Consider the following 12,224-nt stretch of genomic DNA (forward strand, 5'->3'; position numbering starts at 1 on the left):
AAGTTACATTTTTGCGTTTGTTTTTTGGTGTTTTGCATCTGAGAGCTGAAAAATTTAGAACTTTTCCGTTTTTATGTTAATATTGCACATTAAAAAATGCTTTTCTTTGTTCATCATATACTGAATTTCACAAAAAACAGCTCAAAAATCAATGTATTTGGAAAAAATGTCCTGCTGAAAAATTACAAAACGGTAACAAATGTGATGATTGTGTGGTGAATTTGCATAAAGGCTGAGTTAGATTTTTGTTGAAACCGACATATTTTATTACAAGGCGCAAAAAAATAAAAGAAAAGACTTGAAATCGAATAAGGAATATTGTATATTCTTATTAGCGGAAACGCTGAAATGTTATGCATCTTGATGAAAATGCGAAAACGTTTTTATCGAGCGAAAGGCGGAAAGACCATTGGTTTCTTTAAAAGACATTTCCGTCCGCTGCGGTGTTTCAGTCGCTACGGTCAGCAAGGCGCTGAACGGGCATAAAGATGTATCTGCCGCTACGAGAGAAAGGCTGCTCAAAGCCGCAAAGGAAATGGGCTACTTCCCCAATTCCCAGGCAAGGGCGCTCAAGACCAACAGAACGCACAATTTAGGCGTTATGTTTCTTGATGAAGCCGGAAGCGGTCTGACTCACGAGTTTTTTGCAAAGCTGCTCAACAGCTTCAAGACAGAGGCGGAGTCTTTAGGCTATGATATCACCTTTATAAGCGGCTCGATGGGCAAGAACAAGATGTCCACCTACGAGCACTGCAAGTACAGGAATGTGGACGGTGTGATCATAGCGTGCACGGATTTCACTTCTCAGGATGTTTATGAGGTCGTCAATGGAGATATCCCCATTGTTACCATAGATCATATCTTTGACTGCCGGACAGCTGTTATGTCCAACAATGAAAAAGGTATAGAAAAGCTGATCGAATATGTCACCAACAAGGGGCATACAAAACTGGCTTACATTCAGGGGAACAAATCATCTGTTGCCGACAAACGACTGGCAGGTTTCTGTAAAGCCTGTATAAGCAGAGGGATAAATGTAAATAACGACTGGCTGGTCCAGGGCGATTTTCACAATCCCGAAAAGACTTATGAGCTTACCAAGAAGCTGCTTTCGGACAAGGACAGACCAACTTGTATCTTTATGCCGGACGATTATTCGGCAATAGGCGGGTATAACGCCATCAAAGATCTTGGAATGTCGATACCGGAGGACATCTCGGTGGTAGGATACGACGGGATCACTTATTCGCAGCTGATCTCACCAAGACTCACCACTTATTCCCAGGATACTGCGAAGATCGGAAAGATCGCTGCAAAACAGCTGATCTCACTGATCGAGGATCCCCAGACCACCTTTACGGAGGTCATAACTGTGGAAGGGTCGCTGGTCGAAGGCGATTCGGTAGCACAGGTTTAATTCACGGCATTAATATTTTACGGCAATCCCGCCGTAAGACAATTCAATATAATGCAAATTTAAGGAGGAAATTATTATGGCAAATCTTAAGAGAGTACTTGCAGGCGCACTTAGCCTCTGCATGGTAGGATCAATGCTCACCGCTTGCGGCGACAGCTCTTCTTCCAGCGACAGCTCTAAGAAGGACAGCTCTTCTGCAGCATCTGGCAGCTCTTCCGCTGCTGATTCTTCAACAGCTGAGTCCAAGGCTGACAGACAGAACACAGCTGAGCTCCACGGTAAGGCTTCTTCTGAGGAGTCCAAGAAGACACTGAGAATCGAGTGCTGGAACACTGAGTTCAGAGAGAGACTCGAGAAGTACTATCCAAAGGGCACCAAGATGGAGATCAAGACCAACGAGTACGAGAAGAAGAACGATGACGGTACAACAACAAAGATGACCGGTATCGAGTCCATCAACGGCGTTAAGATCGAGTGGATCCAGACAGCTAACGAAGGTAACGCTTACCAGACAAAGCTGGATGAGGACCTCAAGAAGCAGAAAGATTCCGACAATAAGGTAGATATGTTCCTTATCGAGGCTGACTACGCTCTGAAGTACATCAACGGTGACGTTGCACTTTCCGTACAGGATATCGGCGTTACAGAGGATGACCTGAAGGAGCAGTACAAGTACACAAAGGACGTTGCTACAGATACAAAGACCAACGAGCTCAAGGGTGTTTCCTGGCAGGCTACTCCTGGTCTTCTGATGTACAACACCAAGTATGCTAAGGACGTTCTCGGAACAGACGAGCCTGACAAGGTTCAGGAGTTCGTTAAGGACTGGGATACATTCAAGGATACTGCTAAGAAGATGAAGGATAAGGGTATCGCAATGGTTTCCGGCTATGACGATACATACAGACTCTTCTCCAACAACGTAAAGGCACCTTGGGTTACCGACAACAAGCTGACTATTGACGATCAGTACAAGGCTTGGGCTGAGATGACCAAGGAGTTCACTGACAACGGCTGGAACAACAAGACATCCCTGTGGGATACTGCTTGGGCAGCTGGTCAGAAGCCAGACGGTAAGACATTTGCATACTTCTTCTCCACATGGGGCATTGCATTCACACTCGAAGGCAACGCAGGTGGAGCAGGCGCAGATCAGATCGGCACATGGGCAGCTTGCCCAGGTCCTCAGTCTTATTTCTGGGGCGGCACATGGATCTGCGGAGCTATCGACTCCGATAACACAGATATCGTTGCTGATATCATGAAGGTTATGACATGTAACAAGGATGTCATGAAGTCTATCACCGAGGGTGAGCAGGATTACACCAACAACAAGGCTGCAATCAAGGAGCTCATCGACGGCGGATACAAGTCCAGACTCCACAATGGTCAGAACCACCTCGTTCTCCTCTCTGAGAACGCTGACAAGATCGACCTTACTAATAAGCTCTCCGCTTATGACCAGGGTTGTAACGAGAAGTTCCAGGCTGCTATGGCTGACTGGTACAAGGGCAACACCAAGTCTTATGATGATGCAGTTGCAGCATTCAAGACTGAGATCAAGAAGCTCTACGCTAACCTCGAGGTTTAATTACCCGCTTAGCGCATAAGCAAAATTTCATCTAAAAAATAATAGGGGGTGGGAGGATCCCTCCCCCTAATTATTTTATCTTTAACTTAAACTCTCTCGGAAAGGAATGTAATTGATCACTTTTTCAATTACTAAAGGGTAATCGTGTATGAAAAGAAAAAGTGTAAGCTATGCAAAATGGGGTTACATTTTCATGATCCCGTTTTTCGTTGTTTATATTATCTTCTCATTGTATCCTTTGATCCAGACTTTCTATAACAGCTTCCTTGATTACGTAATCGACCGTGGTACTATCGGCGGAGGTTGGGGTGCTGAAACCACTGCTACCGAAACCATTAAGTTCTGCGGACTTGACAACTATGTGAACATCTTTGCTAAGGAAGAGACCCTTCTCCAGAGCTTCTGGAACACAGTTATCATGTGGATAATCGGTTTCATTCCTCAGATCGCTGTTTCACTTCTCCTTGCTACCTGGTTTACAGACCTGCGTCTGAAAATCAAGGCTCAAGGCTTCTTCAAGACTGTTATTTATCTTCCTAACGTTATCATGGCTTCTGCAGTTGCGTTCATGTTCACCTCGCTGCTTGAACGAGGAGGTTCATTGTTCAACGCTACAAGCTGGATGACCGGCGAAGACTTAAGTATACTTGATACTGTCTGGGGTACCAGAGGTACAATCGGATTTATCAACTTCCTGTTATGGTACGGTAATACAACCATCCTTCTCATGGCTGCTATCATGGGTATCGACCCAACTCTTTATGAGTCAGCTCAGATCGACGGTGCTACACCAAGAGATACCTTCTGGAAGATCACAATCCCGCTTATCAGACCTATCCTTTCATTCGTTCTCGTAACGTCTATGATCGGTGGTCTTCAGATGTACGACGTTCCTGCTCTGTTGACTAAGGACCAGGGTAATCCTAAGGGTAAAGCCCTTACTATTATCATGGAGGTTCAGCTGCGTAAGGATTCCGGTGTAGGTAAGGCTTCTGCCGTCTGCATTGCCATCTTTATCGTTTCCGCTATCCTCGGTATCATCCTTATGTTCGGTATGAACGACGACAAACCTAAAAAGAAAAAGAAGAAAAGGAGGGCGGCATAAATGACTGGTTCACTTGAGGTTGTTGGTCAGAAGACCAGTAATACCACCCTTACGATCAGAAGAATAGTTGCATATGTTGTGCTTGCTGTTCTTGTTTTCGTTTCCCTTTTCCCATTCTTCCTGCTGCTTATAAATGCTACTCGTGAAAGACGTCAGGTAGGTATTCAGTTCTACCCGGGCAGCGAGCTTATCAACAATATTAAAAAGCTCTTTGCTCCTGCTACTGCTGTTGCTTACGGAAGTGTTTACAGAGCTCTGATTAACTCGCTGATCATTTCAGCCAGTGCTTCTCTGCTCAGCGTTTACTTCTCCGCTATCACAGCTTATGCTACTCACGTTTATCAGTTTAAGCTCAGAAAATTTGCTGATACCTTCATCCTTTTGATAATGATGGTTCCGACTCAGGCTTCTGCTATCGGTTTCTACAGAATCATGAAGGACTGGGGTCTCACAGACTCTTACATTCCACTTATCATTCCTTCTATTGCAGCTCCTGCTACATACTACTTCATGAAGCAGTACATGGCTTCTTCTCTCCCTCTGGAGATCATTGAAGCTGCTCGTATCGACGGATGCGGTGAGTTCAGGATTTTTAACAGCATTGTTACTCCTATCCTGAAACCTGCGTATGCAGTTCAGATCATCTTCACATTCGTTGCTAACTGGAACAACTTCTTCATGCCAAGACTTATCATCGACTCTAAGGAAAAGTTTACTGTTCCTCTCGTATTGAGCCAGATGCGTGTTGCAGGTCCGCAGGAAAAGGACAACGGTGTATTCTATCTGTACATGGTAATCGCTATTTTGCCTGTTGTTATAGTTTACCTATTCTTGTCCAAGTTCATTATTCGTGGAATTGCTCTTGGTAGCGTTAAGGGCTAATCGCCCGTTTAATAAATCGGAACACTTTACGTGTTCCGATTTTTTTTGCCTTATTTTCCTTTACTTCTGCCCCAGGTCGTCATCATAGCAGCTTATTTTCGTTCTCACGCCTTTACTGTCCGCTGTCATGAAAACGGCGTTTATGTATTTGCTGTCACAATCTGTGGAGGTATTTACCACACGGTCAAACAGCTGCTCATTGGCAAAGGATGGGTACTCAAAAAAGCTGAAATTCCGCTTCTGGTTGGAGATCGCTGTTTTGTACACAAGTCCTTTGTTCATATCATAAAGCCATTGGCGGTCCAATTCATAATAACGTGATCGCTTAATGGAATACTTCCCTGTTTGCGGATTGTTATAATTATAATCGTAAGTCCCGTCTCCGATCCGCATATGCACATCTGAAAGCATATTCAGTGTGTTTACTCCGAATCCGCAAGAAAGCAATTTTACACCTGTATAGTCCACCTGTCGGCTATGGCTGAGGGTGGACATAATTTTATTTGTGCCGTGGATATAGGGCAGGCGGTCGTTTGCTTTGATGTTATAGGCGATTATTGCGCTCCACAAGGTGGAAGTGGGCTTAACATAAATGTAATTCACCACAGGTGTGCCCGTCTCTATGGTGATGTTCGGGTGCGGCAGACAGCCTGTCACAAGTGAGGCAAGGTCAACGTCGCTTTTTATTCCCGGTTCAGGCTCATTATTGGCTGTGAGGGAGGTATAGCTTCGGGCTGACACGGTGATAAGGCTCATGCCTGCGCTTGTGGTCATGGTGACCTTATCGGGTATTCCGTGAAAGACCGTATCGGTTCCCCACAGAAGCTTTATACTGCATATCTGGGCGGCGGTAATAGGGGTATCGCTGGCAAATTCAGCGGTGAGGGCTGCAAAGGGTGTATACAGCTCACGCTGCATTGTAAGGCGTATCCCCTTTTCAAATGTGCGCTGAATATTGTTCACGTCCAGGATCACAAGTTTAAGTGGTCTGTCCATTTTCCACGCTCCTTATCTTCAGGACAAATGTATCTATTCCGCTGTCGCAGCGGTCGGTGAGGCGGCTTTGCACAAGACAGCAGCCTTGGAAGGTCATGCCGTCAAGGGTCATAGCTGCCATACCGCTTTCAAGGGGTGCGGTAAAGGCGGTCAGGTCAGACAGACGGCTATGGGGCAGCTTTCCCTCAAGGGTCAGCTCTTTGAACCGAAGTCCCGAGGGGCTTGAGATAAAGCCACCATGCACCAGCGGCAGCTGTGTCAGGGCGTATATGGAGCGGATATCATAGCTGTCCAGCAGGATACTATTACCGCCGCAGGTGGCTGTGCAGAAGGTCGTTCGGTCAATCATCGGGCACCTCCTGTGTTACATTTGTCCGCAGTGTAAGCTCGATGTCCCTTTCAAGGCGTTTAAGGGGCATGGACTGGACGGTTTTTGAGGCTGTCATTTTACAGATAAGCAGCTCACGGCTTGCGGCAAGGGCATAAAACAGCTCATCGCAGGCGGCGGAAAAAGTATCATAATCCACAAAGTCTCCGCTTTTGCCATAAAGACGCAGCTTTATCAATGTATCCGTCTGTGCATACAGCTTCATATCGGATATATCATAGGCGCAGGCGGTGACGGAGGTATTTTCTACACAGATGACGGCAAGCATATCCTGTGGGTGGGTAAGGCTGTCAACGGCGGAAAACTCGGTCATTGGGAAAAAGCCGGCGTCGGTAATAAGGCTTTGCAGGGGTGTCATAAAAGGTCTTGTATCAGCAGTCATTTTATCCCTCCATTGCCTTAAACAGAAAGTCGGTACCCAGCGTCACCGGGCGGATTGCTTCAAGGGCGGACTCCTTCAGGCAGCGTGCGGAGCGCACACGGCTTTCGTATGCCACGTCTGCGGAGGCTTTTCCCGAGAGGGTACAGATAAGCTTATTACGGGCATTTTCTTTGCAGACATAGTCATAAAAGGCGCAGGCTGCGGCGGCATACTCTGCTCTTGAGATGTCACCTGCGGTACACCTTCTATCGTCCAGGAGCCGGCTCACCATGTGGTAGGAATTCTCGATAAGCCCCAGGTTTTCTGTGGTCTGCTGTGAGCTGCAGCCGCTGAGGTGGTCAAACTGTGCAATTACGTTTTCTAAGGATAGTTTTATCATTCTTTCTCTCCTTTTCGTTTATTGCCCCCAATGGGGGGCTTCCCTGCCCTTTGAGGGTGGGAAGCATGGTCCAAGAGCTTTTGTCAGGAACCGGTGGAAAGTGTCTTGACTGCGCCGCTTGAAAGCTTGGAGAAGCCAACGGTCACGGAGCAGGCTATCTCTGAACACTGGGTGGAGATAAGCTTGTCAAAGTCTACCACAACGTCGGTACCGAAAACTGCTTCGAGGGCGCAGTTCTTATCGATGCCTACGGCGATGTCGCTTGTAAGCTGGGGGCACTTTACCAGGGTCACGCCAAAAGGTGTTTTTACGGCTCCCCCTGTCATATACTCACCGGCACAGTATTTCATCTGCTCAAGACCCAGGATCTGCGCCATTGTTTCAGGCTTGCAGACCATGGTGGTCATATTGTAGTCGCTCATGCTGCTCCAGAAGTCGGCAAGGTCGGCATAGGTTATGCTGCTGCCTGAGATAGAGGAGGGTGTTACTCCGTATGCGGCTGTGGACATACAAAGACCGTTTACGTCTCTGGCGATAGATGCACCCAGGTTTTTGAGGATAACGCCGAAAGCTTCAAGACGCTGCTTTCTTATGGACTCATAGGAAAGGGAGAGCTTTCTTGCGAACTTTGTCAGGGCGGTAGCTGTGGAGGCAAGTCTTACGGTAGTTGTGGGGAGTGTGCCTGCCTCGGCAACCTCATCGGTGCCCTGTTTTACCACGGTAAGTCCACGGAAGTCCATGCTGTCGGTATATGTAGTTGCGGCTGCAACGTAAGGCAGGATAGATGCCTCGTTAAGACCTGCTTTGATAGCTCTTCTTACATACTCGGGGAAGAGGACTGCGGACTGGGCGGAGAGGAAGAATTTTTCCACTCTGTCGGAGTTTGCGCCTTTGAGCTTTATGTCAAAACGCTTGAGCTGTCTTTCAAAGGCGTCAAGGTTCTTCAGCTCGGTGTTTTCGTAGGCTGAGTCCGGGTCAAGGTCACAAAGTGCCTGGGTGAAGGACTTGCCGGTGATGTTATAAAGGGACTTGTCAAGTTTTACGTCGGTATACATATTTTCGTTTCTCCTTTTCAGATAGTATAATTTTCGTTTTCGTCTGTGTCATCATCTGCGGGCTGGGTGATGAAGCTCTTTTCGCTCTGCTCTATATCCGCTGCGTGGCTTTGGACGTAGCTTTCAAGCTTTTTACGAAGCTCAAGCAGGCGGTAGATATCCATTTCCTCAGTCATTGCGCACACCTGGTCGGTGGTATAAAAGGGGGTACAGAAATAAGACAGCTTCAGTATCTCCCCTCTCACATGGTCAGCGGCGGCAGACAGCTTCTTTGTTGCCTCACCAAGCTCGCTTCTGAGCTTTGTAAGCTGCTTTGAGGTGTCCTGCCTTGTTTCATGGCGTTTGGTGACACCTGCGCCCTGCTGGGCGGGGACCGCAACAAAGGACCACTCATAGGCATCGGTGGGGTCTTCAAGGGTCACATAGCACAGCTTTTCTCCGTAGCGTTTGCCCTTGATATGGGAGCAGCTATGCTGTGCTCTGTCGGTGCCGCAGACAGAACAGGTATGCTTTGCAACGGCACAGCTCACGGATACCTCCTTTTTTATGCCGCCGTTTATCTCTTTGATAAGGTCGGCATTGGAGGAGGTCCTGACCATATAGGCTTTGGCGGTGAGGGCGGTATACGGCTGTCCGTCAAGGGTCAGGCGGGTATCATCGGTAACGACGGCGGTGGAAAAGATGCGTGCCGTCTGTCCCGACGAGGTAGGGTCGTGGTCGAAGATGCCTGTTTTGCCAAGAAAAAGCTTTGCCAGCTCTTGCAGAGCTGCGTTTGAAAAGCGCTCGTTATCCCTGTCGATGTCGTTATCGCAAAGGGTAAGGCTGAAGCAGAAGACATCCTCCGGTTTCAGCGGGTCGATGGTATAACGGTTTATCATATCCATGACCTTGTCTGTAACGGGAAATGATTTTTCCAATCAGTTCTCTCCTTTCTGTAAAGAGTTTTCAAGTACCTGTGCACGGGCATTATCAAGTCGTGCCTGAGCAAGGTTCACCTCGTCCTGGAGGTTGATATTCGCCCAGTTTACCTTGCAGCCGCAGGGTGCTCCCATAAGGCGAAGGAAGGTATCTCCCACACGCTGCACCACCGGGGTGAGCAGGCGGCGGTAATACTCAAGCTCGCTGGTGAGGATATCCGCCTGCTGGGAGCTCATTTTTTCGGTGGTTGACCAGTTAAGTCCCAGCATAAAGGGGGGAATGGAAAGCTTGGCAACTATCTGCTCAAGGAGCTGGCGCACAGGTATCTGAGTATCAAGGACCTTATTGTCTGCGCCGATAACTCTTATATCCACGTCCCCTACGGTGACAAAGTCCTTGACAACACCGCTGCGGGAGGCAGTCATGCCGTCCGCCCACTCTTTGGCTATCGCCATGGCACGCTCCTTTGCATAGATACGATCGGAGCCGTCGGGGGCAGGCTTATAGGTCACGGCGTAACGCACGTTTCCGGCACGCTCAAAATTCCTGCCGATACAGTCATAGATGCTCATAAGCAGGCTGCTCACCGCAGGAAGTCCACGCAGCAGGGATACTCCCTGGGGGTCCTGTGGACTGGGGTTGAGAGTGGTGTACATAAGCTTATGGGGGGCGGTAACGGGGATATCCTTCTTGCTGAAGGCGCCTTTCACCTTAATATCAAGGGGGGACTTTCCGCAGGTGAAGGTATAAAGGGTAGGGTCGCCCACATAAAGACCTTTCACGGTCATGGTGCGGTGGTCGGTAAACACCCTGCCCACTGCTCTGCCGTAGGTCAGCAGGCTGTCAAGGTACATATCGGCAAAGGTATGGACAGAGTTTCCCGAGATACCCACAGGCACGTCATTGCAAAAGGCATCAAGCTGAGGCTGGTACCTTTCGTCAAGGGCTTGCAGGGTGAAGTCGCCTGTAAGGCGGACTATCTTATGGATACAGGAATCTATCACGGGGACCTTTTCACGCAGGTCGTAAAAGATGCTCTCGGTGAGATATTCTCCGTTATGGGCGAGGCGATAGGTAAATCTGTCGCTTTCACGGTTGGCAGCTGCACAGGTATCCGCAGGCGGCTGCTTTTTTTTGAATATGTCTTTTATAAGACCCAAAGTATTCCTCCTTTCTTATCAGTTCCTTTCAAGAGAGAGGGCGAAAAACGGCTGGGTTTGCTCATCGGCGATGACGGTGGTCACAAAGTAGCGTATATCGTCCATGGCGTGGTCGTTCTCCTTTATGGGACAATCCTTGCCTGCGGTCTCGTCCCAACGGTAGAGGGTGAACTCACGCAGGGTGTCGGTGCATTTCTCGCTTATCATAAGCTTGCCTTCACGAATGCAGTCGGACACCTTCCTTATGCCTGTGAGCACGTCGTTTTTCGCTGCTGCGACACTGTATTTGCCGTGACGGCGGATACACTGGATAAAGGACTGGGCGGAGGGGTCACAGACTATCACTTCAACATTCCTGTCACCGATAAGACGGCAAAGTCCTTGATAGTGCTCCTCGTCGGTCCTTCGTTGTCCGCTGCGGCGTGAGTCGTAATAATATTCCTCAAGTCGGTACCAGATGCCTGCCGACCTGCCCCAGAGACCAAAGCTTGAGGGATTTACGGTGCCGTAGTCACAGCTTACAGCATATTTATCACAAAGGGGCTCGCCCTTGAAGGTATGTATACGGGTATCGAACATGGGGTAAACGATACCCTGGGGGGCTGTCCATTCTCCTCGGACAAAGCGTTTATAAAAGGCTCCTGTGTAAAGCCGCTTATAACGCTGTATGACCTGGGGGGACAGGGAGGGATTGTCCTTCAGCCCGAAATGGATATGACACAGGTTCTTTTCACGGGCTTTGTCTATCCAGTCGGTCTTGAACCAATGATACGGTCCGTCAGGGTTGCAGTTGAACCAGAGCTTTGAGTTCTTTACGGAACACCTTGCCACTGCCTGCTCCACAAAGCTGCGGGGCATCAGTACTACCTCGTCAAGGAGCAACCCTGCAAGGGTAATGCCCTGTATCAGTGCGGCAGAGCCTTCATCCTTTCCGCCGAAGATATAAAATCGGTTGCGGTGACCGTTATAGGTCAGCTCGAAAAAGTTGGAGGTCTTATGCTCACGCACGGTCATTCCCATTTTCCTCACACGTACAAGCAGGTCGTCAAGAAGATTGCGCCGAAGTGAGGATATTGTTTTTCCGCAAAGGGCAAAACACCTGCCGTCAAAACGATCCATCGCCCAGATCACAAAGGATACGGACATGGCGGTGGTCTTTCCGCTTCGGATAGCTCCGTCACATATCACGCCGTCGTAGTTTTTATACTTGGTGTTGTGCCACCAATGGAACAAAAACAGCTGTTTCGGGGAAAGCCTTGGCAGATCATTCAGGCATCTCCTCAGGGACATCGTCATCACCGTCCTTCAGCATATAGGATATATCCTCATCAGAGGTGCGGCAGACGGCAGAGAGAAAATCATCTGCTTTGCTGTCGCTTTGAAGCTTGTCGTCAAGCTCAAGAAGCTTTTCCAGCGCCTTCTGGCGGTCAAAGAACTTTACCTCTACCCCGCCGCCTTTGACTCGCTTTATCTCACTTATATTGAAAAGGTCAGAGTGGGCTATGGCGTAGGGGGTGGGCTGGTCGGAAAAAATCAGGGACACAGCATCGTTGACGCTTCCAAAGGCAAGACGGGCAAGCCCTGCACGTACCTCGGAAAAGGAATAGGGGGCGCTGCTTTCTATGCTTCGCAGGCTTTTTTGCACCCCGGGGGTGTTCGCCATGCGCTCCCCTTCGGTCTTTGCTTTGCTTGGTGGGATACCCAGACGCACTGCCGTTTCAAAGCTGTTGCGCAAACGGGCGTAAAGCTGGGCAAAGGTTTTTGTGGTCAGATTTTTCATGGTCATCGGCTCCTTTGTTGCGTATTTAAGTTGTATTGGTTGGATATAAGGACTGTTTTTGGTGACCTGCTAAAGAATTATCCGGCAGCAGCAGAATTGTCAGCTTTAAGTCACCCAATGGAAAAGTCCTTTCACTAATAGCGAAAAAGGGGGGATTTGTTGCATTGAAAC

13 protein-coding genes are annotated in these 12,224 nt (G+C 48.5%); 4 read left to right on the plus strand and 9 right to left on the minus strand.

Going from position 1 to position 12,224, the window contains the following annotated elements:
- The first annotated feature begins 409 nt into the window (after positions 1-409).
- The 4 genes from T494_RS0108910 (at position 410) to T494_RS0108925 (ending at position 4,995) form a co-directional block, all read left to right on the plus strand.
- Positions 410-1,417: a LacI family DNA-binding transcriptional regulator gene (locus T494_RS0108910; protein WP_028506001.1), complete on the plus strand. Its 1,008-nt coding sequence runs from the start codon at positions 410-412 to the stop codon at positions 1,415-1,417.
- 76 nt (positions 1,418-1,493) lie between these two features.
- Positions 1,494-3,008 carry a hypothetical protein gene (locus tag T494_RS0108915; RefSeq protein WP_028506002.1) on the plus strand — a complete coding sequence of 505 codons (1,515 nt, stop codon included), beginning with the start codon at positions 1,494-1,496 and terminating at the stop codon, positions 3,006-3,008.
- A 148-nt stretch (positions 3,009-3,156) separates the two neighbouring features.
- Positions 3,157-4,113, plus strand: a complete 957-nt coding sequence (locus T494_RS0108920) for a sugar ABC transporter permease (RefSeq protein WP_028506003.1) — start codon at positions 3,157-3,159, stop codon at positions 4,111-4,113.
- A complete protein-coding gene (locus tag T494_RS0108925; RefSeq protein ID WP_028506004.1) occupies positions 4,114-4,995 on the plus strand; it encodes a carbohydrate ABC transporter permease in 882 nt (293 codons plus the stop codon).
- A gap of 60 nt (positions 4,996-5,055) precedes the next feature.
- Here the strand turns inward: T494_RS0108925 and T494_RS0108930 are convergent, their stop codons facing one another.
- The 9 genes from T494_RS0108930 to T494_RS0108970 form a co-directional block, all read right to left on the minus strand.
- Entirely contained in the window at positions 5,056-5,991 is a 936-nt protein-coding gene (locus T494_RS0108930; RefSeq protein WP_028506005.1) for a hypothetical protein, read from the minus strand.
- Positions 5,975-6,340: a hypothetical protein gene (locus T494_RS0108935; protein ID WP_028506006.1), complete on the minus strand. Its 366-nt coding sequence runs from the start codon at positions 6,338-6,340 to the stop codon at positions 5,975-5,977. The genes T494_RS0108930 and T494_RS0108935 overlap by 17 nt, the downstream gene beginning before the upstream one ends.
- On the minus strand, positions 6,333-6,761 hold the full coding sequence (locus T494_RS0108940) for a hypothetical protein (RefSeq protein ID WP_028506007.1): 429 nt from the start codon (positions 6,759-6,761) through the stop codon (positions 6,333-6,335). Before T494_RS0108940 ends, T494_RS0108935 begins: the two co-directional genes overlap by 8 nt.
- A gap of 1 nt (position 6,762) precedes the next feature.
- A complete protein-coding gene (locus T494_RS0108945; RefSeq protein WP_028506008.1) occupies positions 6,763-7,140 on the minus strand; it encodes a hypothetical protein in 378 nt (125 codons plus the stop codon).
- Between the two features lie 83 nt (positions 7,141-7,223).
- A complete protein-coding gene (locus tag T494_RS0108950) occupies positions 7,224-8,195 on the minus strand; it encodes a hypothetical protein (RefSeq protein ID WP_028506009.1) in 972 nt (323 codons plus the stop codon).
- Positions 8,196-8,212: 17 nt separating this feature from the next.
- The gene (locus T494_RS12790; RefSeq protein ID WP_051540272.1) at positions 8,213-9,112 is read right to left on the minus strand and encodes a hypothetical protein; all 900 of its coding nucleotides are present in this window, start codon (positions 9,110-9,112) and stop codon (positions 8,213-8,215) included.
- Positions 9,113-10,273 carry a serine/threonine protein phosphatase gene (locus T494_RS12795; protein ID WP_197021144.1) on the minus strand — a complete coding sequence of 387 codons (1,161 nt, stop codon included), beginning with the start codon at positions 10,271-10,273 and terminating at the stop codon, positions 9,113-9,115.
- 18 nt (positions 10,274-10,291) lie between these two features.
- Entirely contained in the window at positions 10,292-11,563 is a 1,272-nt protein-coding gene (locus tag T494_RS0108965; RefSeq protein WP_051540274.1) for a PBSX family phage terminase large subunit, read from the minus strand.
- Positions 11,538-12,053, minus strand: a complete 516-nt coding sequence (locus T494_RS0108970) for a terminase small subunit (RefSeq protein ID WP_051540276.1) — start codon at positions 12,051-12,053, stop codon at positions 11,538-11,540. Before T494_RS0108970 ends, T494_RS0108965 begins: the two co-directional genes overlap by 26 nt.
- Positions 12,054-12,224 lie beyond the last annotated feature (171 nt).

Source organism: Ruminococcus sp. FC2018 (genome assembly GCF_000621805.1).
Taxonomy (GTDB): domain Bacteria; phylum Bacillota; class Clostridia; order Oscillospirales; family Ruminococcaceae; genus Hominimerdicola.

Bases quoted from the DNA above. Each gene is read 5' to 3' on its own strand.
- T494_RS0108915 (WP_028506002.1), top strand. From the start codon at position 1,494: ATGGCAAATCTTAAGAGAGTACTTGCAGGCGCACTTAGCCTCTGCATG.
- T494_RS0108920 (WP_028506003.1), top strand. From the start codon at position 3,157: ATGAAAAGAAAAAGTGTAAGCTATGCAAAATGGGGTTACATTTTCATG.
- T494_RS0108925 (WP_028506004.1), top strand. From the start codon at position 4,114: ATGACTGGTTCACTTGAGGTTGTTGGTCAGAAGACCAGTAATACCACC.
- T494_RS0108930 (WP_028506005.1), bottom strand. From the start codon at position 5,991: ATGGACAGACCACTTAAACTTGTGATCCTGGACGTGAACAATATTCAG.
- T494_RS0108935 (WP_028506006.1), bottom strand. From the start codon at position 6,340: ATGATTGACCGAACGACCTTCTGCACAGCCACCTGCGGCGGTAATAGT.
- T494_RS0108940 (WP_028506007.1), bottom strand. From the start codon at position 6,761: ATGACTGCTGATACAAGACCTTTTATGACACCCCTGCAAAGCCTTATT.
- T494_RS0108945 (WP_028506008.1), bottom strand. From the start codon at position 7,140: ATGATAAAACTATCCTTAGAAAACGTAATTGCACAGTTTGACCACCTC.
- T494_RS0108950 (WP_028506009.1), bottom strand. From the start codon at position 8,195: ATGTATACCGACGTAAAACTTGACAAGTCCCTTTATAACATCACCGGC.
- T494_RS0108965 (WP_051540274.1), bottom strand. From the start codon at position 11,563: ATGTCCCTGAGGAGATGCCTGAATGATCTGCCAAGGCTTTCCCCGAAA.
- T494_RS0108970 (WP_051540276.1), bottom strand. From the start codon at position 12,053: ATGAAAAATCTGACCACAAAAACCTTTGCCCAGCTTTACGCCCGTTTG.